This is a genomic window from Flavobacterium sp., from assembly GCF_027490375.1.
GTDB lineage: Bacteria > Bacteroidota > Bacteroidia > Flavobacteriales > Flavobacteriaceae > Flavobacterium.
In genome coordinates this window covers 1-17,991 of sequence record NZ_JAIXYH010000071.1, presented here as the reverse complement: position 1 = coordinate 17,991, position 17,991 = coordinate 1, and the positions used below count along the sequence as shown (strand labels likewise).

General features: G+C 41.8%; 19 protein-coding genes and 1 pseudogene. 9 read left to right on the top strand and 11 right to left on the bottom strand.

What is annotated here, in order from left to right; genetic code table 11:
• The first annotated feature begins 13 nt into the window (after positions 1-13).
• Positions 14-2,008: a ComEC/Rec2 family competence protein gene (locus tag Q0064_RS10310; protein ID WP_298148079.1), complete on the top strand. Its 1,995-nt coding sequence runs from the start codon at positions 14-16 to the stop codon at positions 2,006-2,008.
• 50 nt (positions 2,009-2,058) lie between these two features.
• On the opposite strand, the gene Q0064_RS10305 is transcribed toward Q0064_RS10310, so the two are convergent.
• Genes Q0064_RS10305 through Q0064_RS10290 form a run of 4 tightly spaced genes read right to left on the bottom strand, consistent with a single transcriptional unit; the run spans position 2,059 to position 6,170 of the window.
• Positions 2,059-2,529 carry a thioredoxin family protein gene (locus Q0064_RS10305; RefSeq protein ID WP_298148077.1) on the bottom strand — a complete coding sequence of 157 codons (471 nt, stop codon included), beginning with the start codon at positions 2,527-2,529 and terminating at the stop codon, positions 2,059-2,061.
• A gap of 2 nt (positions 2,530-2,531) precedes the next feature.
• Positions 2,532-2,984: a thioredoxin family protein gene (locus Q0064_RS10300; protein WP_298148075.1), complete on the bottom strand. Its 453-nt coding sequence runs from the start codon at positions 2,982-2,984 to the stop codon at positions 2,532-2,534.
• A gap of 31 nt (positions 2,985-3,015) precedes the next feature.
• Positions 3,016-4,512 carry a peptide MFS transporter gene (locus Q0064_RS10295; RefSeq protein WP_298148074.1) on the bottom strand — a complete coding sequence of 499 codons (1,497 nt, stop codon included), beginning with the start codon at positions 4,510-4,512 and terminating at the stop codon, positions 3,016-3,018.
• Positions 4,512-6,170: a peptide MFS transporter gene (locus Q0064_RS10290; RefSeq protein ID WP_298148128.1), complete on the bottom strand. Its 1,659-nt coding sequence runs from the start codon at positions 6,168-6,170 to the stop codon at positions 4,512-4,514. The genes Q0064_RS10295 and Q0064_RS10290 overlap by 1 nt, the downstream gene beginning before the upstream one ends.
• Before the next feature lie 148 nt (positions 6,171-6,318).
• On the opposite strand from Q0064_RS10290, the gene Q0064_RS10285 reads away from it, so the two are divergent.
• Complete coding sequence (locus Q0064_RS10285) at positions 6,319-7,107, top strand: DUF3050 domain-containing protein (RefSeq protein ID WP_298148072.1); 789 nt, start codon at positions 6,319-6,321, stop codon at positions 7,105-7,107.
• Positions 7,108-7,630: 523 nt separating this feature from the next.
• Here Q0064_RS10285 and pepE read toward each other — a convergent pair.
• Entirely contained in the window at positions 7,631-8,335 is a 705-nt protein-coding gene (gene pepE / locus Q0064_RS10280; RefSeq protein WP_298148070.1) for a dipeptidase PepE, read from the bottom strand.
• A gap of 83 nt (positions 8,336-8,418) precedes the next feature.
• Between pepE and Q0064_RS10275 the strand changes: the two genes are divergently transcribed.
• The 6 genes from Q0064_RS10275 to Q0064_RS10250 are packed head-to-tail and all read left to right on the top strand — an operon-like array spanning position 8,419 to position 13,642.
• Complete coding sequence (locus Q0064_RS10275; RefSeq protein WP_298148068.1) at positions 8,419-9,105, top strand: hypothetical protein; 687 nt, start codon at positions 8,419-8,421, stop codon at positions 9,103-9,105.
• Positions 9,106-9,837, top strand: a complete 732-nt coding sequence (locus Q0064_RS10270; protein WP_298148066.1) for a hypothetical protein — start codon at positions 9,106-9,108, stop codon at positions 9,835-9,837. It abuts the gene before it with no gap.
• A gap of 50 nt (positions 9,838-9,887) precedes the next feature.
• Positions 9,888-10,394 (top strand): DUF6702 family protein, encoded by a 507-nt coding sequence (locus tag Q0064_RS10265; RefSeq protein WP_298148064.1) that lies wholly within the window; start codon positions 9,888-9,890, stop codon positions 10,392-10,394.
• Positions 10,395-10,444: 50 nt separating this feature from the next.
• Positions 10,445-12,637, top strand: coding sequence for a M1 family metallopeptidase (locus Q0064_RS10260; protein ID WP_298148126.1), 2,193 nt, complete (start codon positions 10,445-10,447; stop codon positions 12,635-12,637).
• 55 nt (positions 12,638-12,692) lie between these two features.
• On the top strand, positions 12,693-13,058 hold the full coding sequence (locus tag Q0064_RS10255; RefSeq protein WP_094487092.1) for a twin-arginine translocase TatA/TatE family subunit: 366 nt from the start codon (positions 12,693-12,695) through the stop codon (positions 13,056-13,058).
• Entirely contained in the window at positions 13,058-13,642 is a 585-nt protein-coding gene (locus Q0064_RS10250) for a phosphatase PAP2 family protein (RefSeq protein WP_298148061.1), read from the top strand. Before Q0064_RS10255 ends, Q0064_RS10250 begins: the two co-directional genes overlap by 1 nt.
• Here the strand turns inward: Q0064_RS10250 and Q0064_RS10245 are convergent.
• From Q0064_RS10245 to Q0064_RS10230, 4 genes are all read right to left on the bottom strand, one after another.
• Positions 13,639-14,280: an O-methyltransferase gene (locus Q0064_RS10245; protein ID WP_298148059.1), complete on the bottom strand. Its 642-nt coding sequence runs from the start codon at positions 14,278-14,280 to the stop codon at positions 13,639-13,641. The two genes, Q0064_RS10250 and Q0064_RS10245, sit on opposite strands and share 4 nt — an antisense overlap.
• A gap of 257 nt (positions 14,281-14,537) precedes the next feature.
• Positions 14,538-14,945 carry a hypothetical protein gene (locus Q0064_RS10240; RefSeq protein ID WP_298148057.1) on the bottom strand — a complete coding sequence of 136 codons (408 nt, stop codon included), beginning with the start codon at positions 14,943-14,945 and terminating at the stop codon, positions 14,538-14,540.
• 12 nt (positions 14,946-14,957) lie between these two features.
• Positions 14,958-15,977, bottom strand: coding sequence for a phenylalanine--tRNA ligase subunit alpha (gene pheS, locus Q0064_RS10235; RefSeq protein ID WP_298148055.1), 1,020 nt, complete (start codon positions 15,975-15,977; stop codon positions 14,958-14,960).
• A gap of 54 nt (positions 15,978-16,031) precedes the next feature.
• A complete protein-coding gene (locus Q0064_RS10230) occupies positions 16,032-16,388 on the bottom strand; it encodes a hypothetical protein (protein WP_298148053.1) in 357 nt (118 codons plus the stop codon).
• Between the two features lie 92 nt (positions 16,389-16,480).
• Here Q0064_RS10230 and Q0064_RS10225 point away from each other — a divergent pair, with 92 nt between their 5' ends.
• Positions 16,481-16,975 (top strand): hypothetical protein, encoded by a 495-nt coding sequence (locus Q0064_RS10225; protein WP_298148051.1) that lies wholly within the window; start codon positions 16,481-16,483, stop codon positions 16,973-16,975.
• Here the strand turns inward: Q0064_RS10225 and Q0064_RS10220 are convergent.
• Entirely contained in the window at positions 16,959-17,711 is a 753-nt protein-coding gene (locus Q0064_RS10220; RefSeq protein WP_298148049.1) for a tetratricopeptide repeat protein, read from the bottom strand. The two genes, Q0064_RS10225 and Q0064_RS10220, sit on opposite strands and share 17 nt — an antisense overlap.
• Position 17,712: 1 nt before the next feature.
• A pseudogene (locus Q0064_RS10215) lies at positions 17,713-17,991 on the bottom strand (protein BatD); the annotation flags it as partial.

Below are 17,991 nucleotides of genomic sequence, written 5' to 3'. Positions count from 1 at the left end.
TCCTTTTTTTCTCATGAATCAGTTGCAATTTCCAATATCGAAAACAGCAGTTGCGTTTCTTATAGGAATCGTGCTGGGTTTCTTTTGTGCGATTCCGTTGCTGTTGTTAGTTCCGGCGAGTCTGCTGCTTTGTTGGTTTTCGGTCGGAAAGTTTCGCAGTGCATTCGATACCCGCGGTACATTTCGAAGCCTTGCGATGTACTTTCTAGCGCTTTTTTGTGGAGCAATTTGTACGGGCCTGTACAGCCGTAATCAGGTTTCTAATTTTCAATTTAACAAACCTGAACACGTTTTGATAAAGCCTTTTGAACGCCTACGAAACAGTTCAAACAACAAACGTTTTTATGCTAAAGTTTATCGAACTAAAGAGAAAGCGTATTTAGGAAATGCAGTTGTATACGTTTCGGAAGCCGACACAGCCGTTGCCATTGGACGTATCGTTCATACGTACGGTCGTTTTTCAAAGTTGCAGCCTCCAAAAAATCCAGGAGCTTTTGATTACAAAGCGTATTTAAATCGGAAGGGTATTAGTGCGCAGATTTATTTGAACCGTTGTGCGTACACCACTGCTCGTTCGACAGATTGGAGTATTCGAACCGTTGCCGAATCGTGGCGCAATACCGCTGAGCAAAACTTATCGCGCAGCCAATTGTCGGCAAACGTGCAAGCCATGCTTATGGCACTTGTTTTAGGGCAGCAGCAAGGAATGAGTGATAACGTCACGGAGGAATATCGCGTTGCCGGCGCCGTTCATATTTTATCGGTTAGTGGTTTGCATATTGGCATTTTGGTGCTTTGTATGTATGCGTTTTTGAACAAATTACCAAACACGCCTGCTTGGCGCTTCGGTAAATTACTGACTTTGCTGCTGATTTTGTGGCTGTTTGCTTTTTTAGCAGGATTTGGTCCTTCGGTTGTACGTTCGGTATTTATGGTGTCCTTTGTTTTGATTGGGAAGTTCATCAACCGCAAAACAAATTCCATTCATACACTCATTGCCTCGGCAGTAATTTTATTGGCGATTCATCCGGTTTATTTATTCGACGTTGGATTTCAATTAAGTTATTTGTCGTTGCTATCGATTTTAATTCTGCAACCGCGTTTCTCTTCCTTGTTTGAAAGCAAATTTCGAATTGTGAACTACTTTCGTGATTTGATGAGTGTTTCACTCGCAGCACAACTGGGCACAGCACCATTAACAGTACTCTATTTTCATCAGTTTTCGTTTTTATTTTTGATTTCGAATTTGATTTTAATTCCTGTTTTGGGAATAGTTATGATAGCAGCAACTTTAGCTGTAATGATTAGTTTGTTTACAGTTATACCGGACTTTTACGCAAAAGTAGTTTCGTTTTTAATTGATGGTATGAACAGCTGTGTAGCCTTTCTATCTGATTTCAGGCAGTTGGTTTTTGAGAACATATCTTTTTCAGGCTGGCAATGTCTGCTAACCTATTTTTTGCTGGTTTTTTTGATCTTGTACTGTATTACTAGACGTTACAAATATCTCTATGCAGTAGGTGTGATGTTGCTAAGTTTTCAAGTCGGAAGTTTAGCGGAGAAATTAATTTTATCTGATACGCATACTTTAACGGTAGTGTATCAACGGTCGGCACCAATTTTAATTGAACAAAAGAATGATCGCGCAACTGTTTTTACTGCGAAGAGATCTACTAGTCAATCTGTTTTGAATGATTATGTGCGCCAAGCAAAAGTTCGTGATTGGAGTTTCGCTTCGTCGAAGCATTATTTTCGAGTAAAAGGAAAGCAATTGGTGTATGTGGACACAAATTTTGTAGATGAATCGCTTCGCAACGCACATATCTTCATTCTAAATAAGGCGGCACGAATCAATGTACAGCGATTGATCGAGCAATACCAACCAGAGTATGTGGTGGCTTGCGCCGATGTTCCGCTTTATTTAGAACGAATGTGGAAAGAAAGCTGCAGCGCAAATCGTATTCGTTTTTACAGTGTTCGCGAGCGTGGAGCAATCACCATAAAATAAGCCGTATTCCTGTTAAGAAATACGGCTTAGCTCATATTCTATTGATAAAATTACTTCTTTTTGTTGGCTATGATTTGTTCGGCACCCGTAATCCAAGCCGCCGGGCCACCAGCAACGTAACCAGTACTTCCAAGACGTTCGAGATTTGCTGTGTTCTTTTTATCGACATCAACAATCCAAACCGTAGGATAACCGCGAACGTTAAATAACTTTTGCAGATTCATATTTTGCGTTTTAATATTCTCGTCGAGTGCTTTTCTTCTTGGAAAATCGAGTTCAACTAAAATCACGTTTTTTGCTGCCCAACTTTTAAATTCGGGTGTTTGAAAAACTTCTTTTTGCAATTTAATGCACCAGCCGCACCAGTCTGAACCTGTGAAAAAAAGCATCAAAGGCTTCTTTTTCTTTACGGCAATCGTTGAAGCTTCTTCCATGTTTGTATACCACTTTAATTCTTGGGCTTGTATGGAAGGCGCGGCAAATAGAAGGCAGATTAGCAGTAACTTAAGAGTGTTTTTCATATTTATTTAATTCGTGCAATCAAATTTTCTGGAGTGTGGTAGCCAACGATCGTTTCTTTGATCTCGCCTTCTGGAGAAATAATAACCATCGATGGATAACCGGGAACTTTCAAGAATTGCGCAAACTGATGTTGGGAATTACGACCTTTTTTGTTTGGGTCGTAACCCGGATTTGAGTAGGTCTCGCCTTTAAAGTTCACTTCGCCGTTACCTTCTGCGTTGAATTTTACTGCGTAGTATTTTTCATTAATAATAGCTGTTACGCTCGGATCAACGAAAGTGTTTTTATCCAACATTTTACATGGTCCGCACCAAGTGGTGTACACATCCATGAAAATAGGTTTTGGATTTTTTTGTTGCGCAACTAGGGCTTCTTCCAAAGTAAGCCATTTAACTTCTTGGCTCATTCCCAAAAATGAGACCATAAGAAAACCGAATAAGAGTATTTTTTTCATACTAACAATTTTACAAAATTCGTGCCTGAAATTATTTTACACTGCCTGTTAATCGCTTTATATAAGGCGAAAGCAATAATAGTAAAATTCCTGCTAATAACGCATATAATGCCAGCAGCTTGTATTCAGCGGTGTAGACTTGTAGTTTCTCAAAATTCGACATGTTTTTTGCCGATTTTGCGATTCCTGCGCCTAAAATTCCAGCCATGTACTGTCCGTACGAACTCGCTAAAAACCACATTCCCATCATCACTCCTTGAATTTTTTCAGGAGCTAATTTTGTTATTGCCGACATTCCAATAGGCGACAAACACAATTCACCGAAAGTAACCACCAGCCATCCCAAAGTAAATAATTCAAGAGAAGTAAGTCCGCTTGCTGAAGCGAAGTTCTTACCGAGAAAGAAAATTAGAAATCCGCCTGCTAGAAATAAAAATCCAAATCCAAATTTCGAGGTTGTTGAAGGTTCTCGTTTTCTTATCGAGAGCCAAACCCAAAACAAACCAACAAGAGTTGCAAAAAGGATAACAAATAATGAATTTGCAGAGTTGTTTACGCCGTTTGGATCGAGTGTGAGACCAAAGAATGTATTGTGCAGATTTTCAGCCGCGTATAAGCTCAGTGAACCACCACTTTGTTCAAAAAATCCCCAAAAAACAATCGAAAACAGAATGAATATTAATGCTGCAATCAATTTTTTGTTTTCAACTAGAGAGAAATTTCGCATTTCATAAAAGAGATATAAAAGTGCAGCTGGACCAATTACTGCCATAAAAATATCGGTGTATTCTGTAACTGATACTAGTTTCATCAGGATCGGAATAGTTACCAAACTTCCCAGAAAAACGCTGGCTTCAACCAACCTACGTTTAGACACCGTTAGATGCAATAACGGGCTCATACCGATGGTTCCCAACTTTTTTTGCGTATTGATAAATGTGAGTAAACTGATAATCATTACTACCGCTGCGAAGCTAAAGGCTACATTCCAGCGCAAATGTGTTGGAACATAGTCTGAAAAAAGCGATCCGTTTCCAACGGAAATGCATAAATAACCTCCCAAAAGTGCGCCCAGATTGATGCCTGCATAAAAGGCCGAAAAGCCCGCATCTCGACGCGTATCGCCTTCTTTATAAAGCATGCCTACAATGGTTGTGATGTTGGGTTTGAAAAATCCGGTTCCAATAATCGTAAAGCTGATGCCTAGAAAGAAGAACGATTTTGGGTCGATTGCCAAAATGACGCTTCCAGTAATCATCAGTAAGCCGCCCCAGAATAGCGATTTCCGAAAGCCAAGTATTTTATCGGCAAACAAGCCGCCAATAAACGTAAAAGCATAAACGAAAGCTTGCGTGGCGCCGTATTGTAAATTGGCTTTTTCAGTGTCGAGCAGTAGTACGTCGACCATAAAAATAATCAACATTCCGCGCATCCCGTAGAAGCAGAAACGCTCCCACATTTCGCTGAAAAATAGCGGCCAGAGTTGCTTCGGAAACTTACCCTGAAAATCTTGAATAGCTGCTGTCATTATTTCAGTCCTTTTTCGGCCATCACGCGATTGAGTTGACGCAATAAGGCAAACATCATTAACGTAGCAATCATTAATAGACCGAAATTCACCCAGAAGAAATTGGCTTTATCCGGATAAGTGTCCCATAAACTAGCTAAAACGCCGCTTAATTTGTTTCCGATTGACGTCGCAAGAAACCAACCTCCCATCATTAGTGAGGTAATTTTCGGTGGACTCAATTTCGAGACGACAGACAATCCCATCGGACTCAGAAATAATTCGCCAATGGTTATGATGCCGTAATTAGCAATGAGCCACCAAACGCTTACTTTTTCGGCGCCGTTTCCACCTGCATTTACCGCAGCGACCATTACTAAGACCGAAAGTGCTGAAATCAGTAATCCGAAAGCGATTTTTGTTGGTGTTCCCGGTTCTTTTCCGCGACCGCGTAACCAAGTGAAAAACGCTACGACCAGCGGCGTGAGTAAAATAACCCAACCCGGATTTATCGACTGGCTTAAGTTGGTTGCCCAAACGCTAATCGTAGCTCCGTCTTGAGGTTTTTTTTCGTCTGCCACATTTCTGAAATAGAGCGGATAAGCAACTTCTTTTTGAACAAAACCATCTACTTTTTGAAGGCGAAATTGTTCGTCGTATTTTTCAACCGTATCTTTTTTGTAATCGAGTTCTTGTGAAAGTTTTAAAGAACTAAAAACCTCTTGTGTAGAACCTGAAACTTCGCGATCCGTGTATCTGTCGGCCCAAGTATTTAAGGCAGAGCCGTTTAATTTAAAAACAGCCCAAAACAAAATTACCACAGAAAAGATGGCGAGTAGGGCGCCAATGGGTCGTTTGTCTTCTGCTTTAGCGCGAAAATACAGGGAAGCATAAAATGCAACGACCGGAATACATGCAAAAATGAATGCATCTGTTGAGTCTGATCCAAAAATGTAGCTGTCTGGATTTGTATCTGAAGCAGTTCCTTTCAATAACCAACCAATGATTCCAAAGCCAACAGAGGGTAACAAAATGTAAAGTAAAATCTTCGAAAAAGGCATATCGCCCGGCTGTACGCCTTTCTTTTCTTCATAGCCGTGGTAGTGTTTACTTCCTAAAACAAAAACCAAGACGCCTACAAACATACCCAAACCAGCTGCCATAAAAGCCCATTGCCAGCCCAGTGCAATTTTTAAGGCCGCACCAAAGAAGTTACAGACAAAGGCGCCAATATTAATACCCATGTAGAAAATGTTGTATCCTTCATCTTTTTTATCCAAATAGGGCGCTTTGGAATAGAAATTACCGAGTAAAGTCGAAATATTAGGTTTGAAGAAGCCGTTGCCGAGAATTACTAATGTCATGGCAATGTACAAGACCGTTATGTTGTGAACACCCATTAGAAAGTAGCCCACACCCATTAACAAACCGCCGATGATTATTGATTTTTTATAGCCTAAATAACGATCAGCGATGAGTCCGCCTAAAAACGGTGTCAAGAAAACCAAAGCGATGAAAGTTCCGTATAAATCAGATGATTCTTTTTCGGTCATAGCAAAGCCTGCTTCAACGTCTTTGAGGTACAGCGTGAAAATGCCGATCATGAGATAATAACCGAAACGTTCCCACATTTCGGACAAGAACAAATAAGGAAGTGCTTTAGGATGATTTTTCCACATAATGATTAGAGTAAAAATCAAATGTAGTTTTTATTTTGAGAAATTGTAAGGAATCTGCGGACGCAAAAGGTTCTTAACAAGTGGTAAGGAAATTCTAAAGTTTTAAAAAACGATAAAATTAGAACGTAATTTCGCAAAAATTTTGAATATGAACGCCCACGTAGAAAAGTTACAGTTGCAAATCGCTCCGTACCGCGAGCAAATCTTAAATCATTCACTTTACGCTGAGATGGAAACCTTAGCCGACTTGCGGATTTTTATGCAACACCACGTTTTTGCGGTATTCGACTTTATGAGTTTATTGAAAAGTTTGCAACGCGGATTAACTTGCGTGGATCTTCCTTGGATTCCGGTTGGAAATGCCAATACCCGATTTTTAATCAACGAAATTGTTTGTGGCGAAGAGTCGGATGTGGATGAAAACGGTATTCGCATGAGTCATTTTGAAATGTATTTGAAAGCCATGCAAAATGCCGGTGCCGATACTTCGGGCATTACCTCGTTTTTGCAGCAATTGCAGTCGGGTGTTGCAGTAAAGAACGTCATTGAACAAGCCGATTTAGCAACTGGCGTTACGAAATTTCTGAACACTACCTTTAATTTAATAGCAAGCGGTAAAGTGTCGTTGCAGGCGGCAGTTTTTACCTTCGGTCGGGAAGACTTGATCCCAAATATGTTTACCTCGCTGCTGCGCGATATGGCCGTTGATTCACCCGACGCACTGAAATCGTTTGTATATTATATCGAGCGTCATATTGAAGTTGATGGCGGTCATCACAGTCATTTAGCTTTAGAAATGACTTCAGAGTTGTGCGGAACCGATGCTGCTTTGTGGGAAGCTGCAACTGCTGCTACCATCGAAGCTTTGAAAGCGCGCATCGGACTTTGGGATGCTGCTCTTGAGGCAATTCGTGCAAGTAAGTTAGTTTTGAATTAAGCTTAATCTTTGATTTTTTAGTCGTATTTTTTACAATTAATAGTTTGATAAACAATTGTTTATAAAAGGTAATATTGCAATATTACAAATGAAAAAATGTAAAGTTGAATATCTCGTAAAAACCATTTTTTTCAAAGAAGAACTTTTCCGTTTCGGACTTGTAGATACCAACCGACGTCGCTGTGCTACTATTGAGGCAATTCGTGCAAGTAAGTTAGTTTTGAATTAGGCTTAATCTTTGATTTTTCAGTCGGGATTTGGACGATTAATCGCTTAATAGGCAGTTATTTATGCGAGGTAATATTGCAATATTACAAATGAAAAAATGTAAAGGGCTAATCTTCCTTAGAAACCATTTTTTGATAACGACTTTTCCGCGTTAAGGACAGCAGCGGCATCCCCAAAAATTGCCTTGGCCCTCAGTCGGGGATTTTTGGGATACAGCGAATGGCCTGACCCACGCTTTTTTGCAGAAGTGCCTTTAGGCCGACGTAAAAAAAGTGTGGGGAACGCCCAAAAAAAACTACATTTTAGTTAAATCGGTTTCCGGTTCGAGTTCAGTTGCATTTTGTTGCGGTGTGAACCAACGTGCGGTTAGCGCTCCTTTTAAAATGATTTTTTCGCCGGAAACTTCGAGCCAACTTCCTTCGCGTAGTCCGAGTACGGGTGTTGAATTGAAGGCGTGGTATTCTTGAATTCGCGTTTCACGTGTTTCTCCCATGTGCTTCGATTGGGCATCGGCATCCAGAAAATGCGGATTTAAGTTAAATGGCAGCACACCCAAGGTTTGGAAGGACGGCGGCATGACTATGGGCATGTCGTTTGTGGTTTGCATGGATTGTCCGCAAATGTTAGATCCGGCCGAGCAACCTAAATACGGCGTTCCTGCATTTATAGCAGCTAAAAGTGTAGGAAACAAGTTGCGTTCGTGCATTTCTTTAACCAAAACAAAGGTATTTCCGCCACCGGTGAAAATAGCTTGCGCTTGGGTAAGCGCTGCTGCGGCATCATCAAAAGTATGTAAACCCACAACTTCTATGTGCAATTTCGCGAAAGCGGCTGCAACTTTTTCGGTGTAAGTGTCGTGAGAGATTCCACCGGGACGTGCAAACGGAATAAAAACGAGTTTTGTAACACCTTGAAAATGAGATTCCAGTGTATCGGTTAGGTATTCTAAATAAGCGGTTCCGTGCAGTGTTGAGGTACTGGCGATGATGAGTTTGCGCATAAAAGAAGTTTTTGGCAAATTAACACAACTTTATAGTACCACGCTGAAAACGGAATCGGGATACTTTTAAATTTGATTTTTATATGAAGTTTCGTCCGATTTTCAGTTTTCTTTTTTTGTTAACCGCGTGTGCTCAGGCGCAGATGTTGAACGGCACCGTGAAGTCGGTTAACGGAACCTTGCCGCGTGTGATTGTTTTAAATTTGAGCACCGAACAAGAAACCCGAACCGATGAGCTGGGCCGATTTAGTATTGCTGCTTCGGAAGACGACTTGATTTTGTTTGAGAAAACAGGCTACGTGAAAGCTCGACATTTGGTTGAGAAAGCCGATTTTTCGGGTAACTTTAGTCTGCTCATGGAAGAAAAACCTGAAGAATTGGAGGAAGTAATCGTGTATACGCAGTCGTATGATTTGGTGAAGATGGGCATTTTACAGAAGCAACCTAAGCGATTAACGGTTGCCGAACGACGGTTGTATACGGCACAATCGACAACCATAGATGGATTAATAAATGCGATATCGGGTCGCACTAAAATGTTGAAGCGCGCTGCCAAGCATGAGCGGTATGAACGCAATTATGAGAAGTTGAATCGCATGTTTGAAGAATCCTACTTTACAGAATCTTTAAAAATTCCGAAAGATGATGTAGCAAGATTTTTGTATTACGCCGCTGAAAATCAGAAATTCACGGTTGTGCTTTCGAGCGGAAATCGATTTCAAATTATGTTTGCCTTGAGTGAATTAGCCACCGAATTTAAAAAGTTTTAGATGATACGCCTGTTGTTCTTTTGTCTTTCTATGACTACAGTAGTGGCGCAGCGCAGTATTTTAAAAGGTACCGTTGCGATTTCCGGCTATACGACATCGGCGGTTTTTGTGCAAAACGCTACGACCGAGCAGGAAACCCAAATAGCAGAAAATGGCAGTTTTGAGATTTTGTGCCAAGCCGACGATTTGTTGTTGTTTTATGGCGAGGGCATCGATTTTTTTCGCGTGTTGGTCGAGGAAAATCATTTCAAGTTAGGCATGCGCGTGAATTTAACGGCAAAAGCAATTCCGCTGGAAGAGGTTCAAATTGCGAATTACGACGGCATGATGGCCGGTATCATTGGCTATACACCCAAGAGATATACTGTGGCCGAACGGCGTTTTAAACGCATTGCTAGTTTAGATCCTAGTGTGGGTCTAGGCCCAGGAGTAGGCGGAGTTTCTTTTAGTTTAGATCCGATTATGAATAAACTTAATGGCGGTATTCGGAAGTACAAACGTGCGCTCGATGCAGAGCGGGCTGAAATTGCTCGACAGCGTGTGTTCGATAAATTTGATGCTACTGAGTTAGCAAAAAGATTAAAAATTGATAAACAGCAAGTTGAAGATATGGTGCGTTTTGCGGCAGAGGAACCTGAATTCCAAAAAATAGCCAAAGAAGCAACAGATTCGGCACTTTTGTTTCAACTTTCTCGCTATTGGGTGATTTATCAAGAACATCTCAAAAAGTAAAGAACGCCGAAAGGCATAAATTGCTGCCATAGAATCCGTATTTTTGGCCTATGAAAAAGTGCTTTGTATTGTTTTTACTGATGGCTACTGCGGTGGCTTCCGCCGAAAGGCCCGCACACAAATTCTACGTGTCGCTTTACAAAGTAATTCACAATGCTAAAGCCGCTCAATTTGAAATTACTGGTCGCATTTTCATAGATGATTTAAACGAAGCGTTAACCGCATTTATCAAACGCAAAACGTATTTAGGCGACAACAAACACACAGCAGCCGACGAACTGGCTTTAGAAAGTTACTTACAAAAGAAATTTACTTTTTTGATAAACGGCAAACAACAGCCGTTAGAATATTTGAAATTTGAACGTGAAGACAACACCATTATCGTTTACCTTCGGGTGAAGTTTAAAGGGAAGATAAATCGTATTCAGCTTTCAAACCCATGTATTACAGAAGTTTACGACGAACAACAAAATATAATTCAGTTGGAGTGGAACGGTACCAAAAAGAGTGTCATTCTCACCAGCAGTGAACCTACATTTACCTATCCGAGTTTATGAAATACAACCTAAGATTTTGCACTGCGGCGCTTTTGGTTAGCGCTTTTTCGATGGCACAAGAAACGCCACGTGTACCTGCGGCCGGACATACCGATACCAGTAAGTTTCGTCAGATGTACGATTTGTTAGCAACGCCAAACATGTATCGTACGGCTTCGGGAGCGCCAGGTCCGGCATATTATCAGCAAAAAGCCGATTATAAAATGTCGATTGAGCTCGACGATAAGAACCAAAAAGTGTACGGCGAGGAAACCGTTACTTACACCAATAACGCAGGTGAATCTTTGGAATATTTGTGGATGCAGCTTGATCAAAATCAGCAGGCGCGCAATTCGCAAACACCTTTAGCCGATTCGCAAAAAATGGAAACTTCGATGGCTGCTGCCGGATTTTCACGTCGGTTTATGGAAGAGAAATTCGACGGTGGTTTTCGAATCGAATACGTAACCGATACTAAAGGCGTGGCACTGCCGTACACGATTAACTACACCATGATGCGCATCGATTTGCCAAAACCTTTGAAGAAAGGCGAGTCGTTTAGCTTTAAGGTCAAGTGGTGGTATAATGTAAACAATTACCAACTCGATGGTGGAAGATCGGGTTACGAAGCTTTTCCCGACGGCAATAAACTTTATGTTTTAGCCCAGTTTTATCCGCGTATGGCAGTGTATAGCGATGTTGAAGGTTGGCAGAACATGCAATTTTGGGGTTCGGGCGAGTTTGCTTTGCCTTTCGGCGATTACGATGTAGCGATCACCGTTCCGGCCGATCACATTATGGAAGCAACCGGCGATTTGCAGAATCGTTCGGAAGTGTTCACTGCCGAGCAACTCAAGCGCTATCAATTGGCTGAGAAAACATTCGATAAACCTGTGGTAGTTGTTACTCAAGAAGAGGCTATTGCTGCTGAAAAAGGCTTTAGCAATCAGAAGAAAACATGGCGATTTAAAGCTACCAATGTCCGCGATTTTGGTATTTCAACTTCACGAAAATTTATTTACGATGCCATGGCGGTGAAGTTACAGAACGGTACAGCAATGGCTATTTCATTGTATCCAAAAGAAGGAAATCCGCTTTGGGGCGAGTTTTCTACGCGAATCGTTGCACACACATTAAAGACCTACTCTAAATACACCTTCGATTATCCGTATCCAAAAGCGATTTCCATCAATGCCCAAGATCAGGGTATGGAATATCCGATGATTTGCTGGAATTTCGGTCGTCCGGAAGCCGATGGTACCTATTCGGATCGCGTAAAGTACGGCATGCTCGGCGTAATTATTCACGAAGTAGGGCACAACTATTTTCCGATGATTGTGAATTCGGATGAACGTCAGTGGACATGGATGGACGAAGGTTTGAACACCTTTTTGGAGTATTTAACAGAGATTGAGTGGGAAGCTACTTTCCCAGTTGATCGCGGCCCGGCTCGCTTAATTGCTCCGTACATGGGCGGCGCGCAAACTGGTTTGGAACCTATTATGACCAATTCGGAAAGCATCCGTCAATTCGGGAATAATGCTTACGGAAAACCAGCAGCAGCATTGAATATTCTTCGTGAAACTGTTATGGGACGCGAATTGTTTGATCATGCATTTAAAACGTACGCCAATCGCTGGAAGTTTAAACACCCAACTCCAGAAGATTTTTTCCGTACAATGGAAGACGCCTCGGCGGTGGATTTAGATTGGTTTTGGCGCGGTTGGTTTTATACCACCGATTATGTTGATATTGGCGTGAAGCAAGTAACTCGTTATTTTGTGAGCAACGATGCGCCTAAGAATTTTAAAGCACCACCGGTAGGTCGCCGTCGTCGATTGGCAAATTCGGGTCCGTTGGTATATATGTTGTCTGAAACGAGCGAAGATTTTAAAACAGAACTCAACAAGCCGCTAAAAATTGAGGATGTAAAGAACTTAGACGAGTTTTTGAAGTCGAAGTTTAGCGAAGAAGAACGTGCCAAGTTGAAGAGTCCGAAGTATTTCTATGAAATTACGTTTGATAAGCCTGGTGGCTTGGTAATGCCGTTGTTGGTAGAACTAACTTTTGAAGACGGCACAACGGAAATGCATCGTTTTCCGGCGCAAATCTGGCGTTTTAACGACGCTGAAGTAAGCAGAGTGTTTGCAACCGAAAAGTTGTTGAAAAGTGTGAAGGTTGATCCGAAGTTGGAAACGGCAGATGTGGATGTTAGCAACAACTCTTGGCCAAAATCGGCAGATTCGGGTGTTTTTGGGAAATAATTAAAGCTGAATTTCGCGGAACGTGCGTAAATTTGTAATCTAAAAGAATCTAGCTATGTTTGGAATAGGCGGTGGTGAAATGATTTTTATCGTTCTGGTTGCCATCATGTTATTTGGTTCTAAGAACATTCCCGAAGTAGCGCGCCAACTCGGAAAAGGTATGGCGCAGCTCAAAAACGCTACCAATGAGCTTAAGTATGAGATCACGAAAAATGCCGACGAGCACGGAATTAACAAGCAATCGTTAACCGGCGGATTGAGCGAGGAGTTGGATAAGTTGAAAAAAGGCTTCGATCCGACCGAAATTACGCAGGTTCTCGAGAATCCGGATACGCCCTTAATTAGCGATGTGAATCGGGAAATTGATGCAGCTAAGGCCGGAATTCAAGAACTAGAAGGAACCGTAAAACGGCAGCGCTAATGTTGGAATATCTTTCGGAGCTCGATCACGCTGTCTTTTTGTTTTTGAATAATCTGGGTTCAGAACGTTGGGACGGTTTTTGGTTGTTAATCACCAAACAATTGCATTGGACGCCGTTTTTTCTCTTTTTACTTTATCTTTTGGTAAAGAATTACGGTTGGAAACACCTTTTGGTTCTGATACTTATTATCGCATTAATGCTAGTATTTACCGACCAAACCACCAATTTGGTTAAAAATACATTCATGCGTTTGCGTCCGTGTAACGATCTGACTCTCGAAGGATTCATGCGTGAAGTTAAAAGCAGTAAATCCTTTTCTTTTTTCAGCGGACACGCATCTAATTCCATGGCGTCGGCAGTATTTATTTTTGCGCTGCTGCGGAAGCATTACCGCTATGCTTTCTTGCTATTTCTTTGGCCGTTAATTTTTGCGTACAGCCGTATTTATTTGGGTTTGCATTTTCCGAGCGACATTCTATGCGGGTATCTTTTCGGTATTTTGTCGGGTACCTTGGCCTTAGCGCTACATCGATTTGTTTGTGCGCGTTACGGCAGTAAATTCTTGAAATCAGCGGTAGTTTAAAGCACGCGCGTGAGTGTGAGTCCGTCGCGGATTGGTAGCAGAACGGTTTCCACACGAGGATCGGTATTTACCTTTTTGTTGTATTCCAGTAGTACTTCAGTGCTCACATCGCCGGGAACGAGCGGTTCTACGACTTTTCCGCTCCAAAGCACGTTGTCGGATAAAATAATGCCGCCGCGGTTCATCATAGGCACAATCAGGTCGAAATACTGGATGTAATTTTCTTTGTCGGCGTCGATAAATACCAAATCAAAGCCGGGTTTTAACGTAGGAATAATGTGAATGGCTTCGCCTAGGTGTTGCGTGATTTGTTGACTGTACGGCGAAAGGTCGAAAAACTTGCGTTGAAACGGTTGTAATTCTTCTTTGATGTCGATAGTATGTACCTCGCCTTCGTTTTGTAAACCTTCGCAAAGTGCCAGCGTAGCGTAACCGGTATAAGTACCAATTTCGAGTATGCGATTTGGGCGCACTAGTTTAGAAATCATCGATAAAACCCGACCTTGAAAATGTCCGCTAAGCATACGCGGAATGAGTACTTTTTGGTAGGTTTCTTTGGCTAATTGCTTAAGCAAAGGCGGTTCGGCTTGCGAGTGTGCTGCGATGTAATCTTCTAAATCTTCCGAAAGAAAATGCATGTAGATTTTTTTTGCAAAGGTATTTAGTTGTGTTTGATTTTCTGTTTGCGTTTCGCGACTTTTCACGACGAATTATGTTTTAAGTCGGATCGTTTGTTACGTTTTTCCGCGTTAGGGATTATAGCGGAAAGCTTTTTTGTGGTGGCATTTAAGCCACAAAAAACTTAGAGCGGAAAGCCCGACCGCGACTGTTTTGCGCGCGTAGCCTCGCGGAGTGGGGAAAACAGAAGCGGGAACGCCCAAAAAATTAGCTGTACTTAGTTTACGATTACGCCAGGTTTAAATAAAATCGGAACTTCTTCGGTGTGATTTACGTGTACGCTGTTGGCTTTGAAGGTGAATTTTTTGTCGTACAGCGTGTTTCCGATAAAGTAGGTGAGCATAAACTCGTTGTTGAGTTGGATGAGGCTGTTTTCTAAGAGCTCGACTTTTATGGCGCTAACCGCTGGAACTTGCATGAAAGCGTGGCGTAAGAGCGAGGTTTTTTTCATTTCGCCGTCTATCGTTCCGAAGGCCTTTGAAACAACCATCACGCTGTCGATGTCGAAATCACTGTCGTTTATTAAGTAAATGTACCAAACATCGGCCATAAAATCGTCGCTCCATTCCTGCACAGCAGCGAAGAATACGTTTTTTACTTCCGGAGTTTGATAATCTTTTAGCATCGTTTTTACGATTTAAATGGCGCTGCTGAATTGGTTTAAGAAACGAACGTCGTTTTCGTAAAACATGCGAATGTCGCCGATTTGATAAAGCAGCATGGCAATGCGCTCGATGCCCATTCCGAAGGCAAAACCGGTAAATTCGTCGGGATTGATGTTGCAGTTTTTCAAAACGTTGGGATCAACCATACCGCAGCCCATAATTTCGAGCCAACCAGTTCCTTTGGTAATTCGGTAATCGGTTTCGGTTTTTAGTCCCCAATAAATATCAACTTCGGCACTTGGTTCCGTGAACGGGAAGTAAGACGGTCGCAAACGAATTTTCGACTTACCGAACATTTCTTTGGTGAAGTAGAGTAGGGTTTGCTTCAAATCGGCAAAAGAAACATCTTTATCGATGTACAAACCTTCGACTTGGTGGAAGATACAGTGCGATCGCGATGAAATGGCTTCGTTACGGAACACGCGTCCGGGCGAAATGGTACGAATAGGCGGCTTGTTTGCTTCCATGTAGCGTACTTGCACACTTGAGGTGTGGGTGCGCAGCAAGATATCCGGATTGGTTTGTATGAAGAAGGTGTCTTGCATATCGCGTGCCGGATGGTATTCGGGCAAGTTCAAAGCCGTGAAATTGTGCCAATCGTCTTCGATTTCGGGTCCATCGGAAACATTAAATCCAATGGATGCGAATACGTCTAAAATCTGATTTTTCACGATCGAGATCGGATGTCTTGCACCTAAATTAAAAGCTTCGCCAGGACGCGTAAGGTCGTTTAGCGTAGGCGCCGAAAGTGTAGCGGCTTCGAGCGTGGCCGTGATTTGTGCTACTTTTTCTTCAGCAGCATTTTTCAACTGATTAATCAATTGGCCAAAAGCCTTTTTTTCTTCGTTTGGAACGGCTTTAAAGGCGGCAAATAAATCTTTCAAAATACCTTTTGAGCCAATAAACTTGATTCGAAATTGTTCGAGTTCGTTTTTGTCGGTAGTTTGAAACGCTTCTACTTCTTGAATGTAGGCATGTATCTGATCGATCATAGCAAATTTTGAAAGTGCAAATTTAGGGTTTAATTCCTTTTTGCTTGAAAAACATTACTGAATATACTTAGTTTCGAGGAAATAATTTACCACGGCATCGGTCATTAACAACCGTTGTTCGCCGGCTTTTAGTGGCGGAAGCGGTTCGAGAATGCGGTAATGTGGCCAACCTTCGGCATCTACATAGTCGAGTTCGTAATAACCATACGGCTGTAACAATCGGCAGATAGCGATGTGCATTAAATTGAGCTTCTCGTCTTTTTCGAACTTGCGATGCAGTTGTCCCAGTTCTTGAACGCCAATGAGGTAAATTATGGCGTCGAGGTCGAGTTCTTCCCCGTCGGCAAATTGGTCCGAGAGTTTTTTCACCACAGCTTCCCATCGTTCTTTTAATTGTTGGTCTCTCGACATTTTTAGTTTATGTTTTTCGTTTAATTTCGACAAAAATAATTAGAAACTTAGGTTTACTTTAATTTAAATTCGAATGAAATTATAGTTGTCCGATGTATCAAGAATTGGCTGTGTACTTTTTGTTCATCCTTGCGATGTTGCGTGGCTTATATTTAGCGGGATATACGTCGTGTATGTTACTTGCCTGGCGTTTTTTTGTGGTGTATGCGGCTTTACAAATTCAGCCGTCGTTGGCGCAGTTAATCGGACTTTTATTCGAATTGCCTCGTCAAATTTGTCAAAATTGCGCTTTTATAGGTGCTTACATTCTGTTAGAGGCGTATCAACGTTCGCAGATAATCGATTTAGCATCTACCTACCGTTTTCAAAATTTGGGCATCATAAACAACTTTATTGGCGTTGCTGCTTACACGGTACAGTTTATGTTGATTTTTGGAATTTTGATGTGCTATTTCGAACGCGCATTCGAAATGCAGTACTATCCCGAATTTTTTTGGTTTTATGAAAATCCGATCATCCAGCAATCTATGCGTTTGGCGTGTTTTGTATTTCCCCGATTTGACTTTGAAGCTAACGCTGCCTTTTGATTTCTTTAACTTCCGAAGCTAGTACCCAACCTTCGTTGCCGTTTTGCAATTGAATGTGAAACCAACGATCGAGTGTTTCGAGTATGCGCACTTTGGTTCCAGCGTGTATTGAAAACGCGTCGGCCGATTGCGCTTTAGGTTCCGATTTTACCGGTAAATTCTCTGCAAAAACCACAGCTTCTCTTTTGCTGTTACTGCTTGTAAAGCTTAGTTGTGCGAATCCGCCTGCAACAATTCCGAGAAAAAATGCAATACTCGCAAAGATAAAGCTGAGTTTTCGTACTAAGCGTCGTGAACCAAAGTAATAAAAGCCAATGCCAACGCAGGCCAAAAGCATAAATACTACGGCAATTTTTGCCCAACTGTTGTGGTTAAAGCCTGGAAAAGTATCGGCAAGCAAAACAGCAAAACCCGCTTCGCCGACTTCTTTGATATCGTCGATACGCAGCTGTTCGGCAAATTTGAGGTTGTTTTTTATGTCTTCATCGCCGGGTTTTAACAAAAGTGCCATTTCGTAGTTGTACACAGCCGGCGCTACTTTACCTAATTTGTAATAGGTATTTCCCAAATTGAAATATACTTCGGGAGAGAATTTTCCACTGGCCAAAATTTCCTCATATGCTTTCGCCGCTTCGCTATACTTTTCCGAACGGTAAAAATTATTGGCTTTGTCAAAAAGCGGCTGCGCACTTAAAAACTGGCAGCAAAGCAGGCTAAAAAAAAGAAACCTTTTCATCTTACTTAATTTGCTTTTCGAGTTGGTTTAATAAGTCGACCGCCGTTTCGTAATCGGCATTTATAACCGATTCTGAGGTCGGCGCATAACGTGCAAATTCGCAGCTTTCGATGAGTCGAATTAGCGCCGAAGTCGTTTCGTTGGTAGCGTGTTTGTTTTGCAGAAGTTCGGCAATTTTCACCTTACTCATTTCCGAAGTTTCAATTTGCAATTTGGCTTTCAGGAAGTTATGAAGCGCGCGTTCTAACGAGATATAGAAGCGTTCTTTGTCGTTCATCGC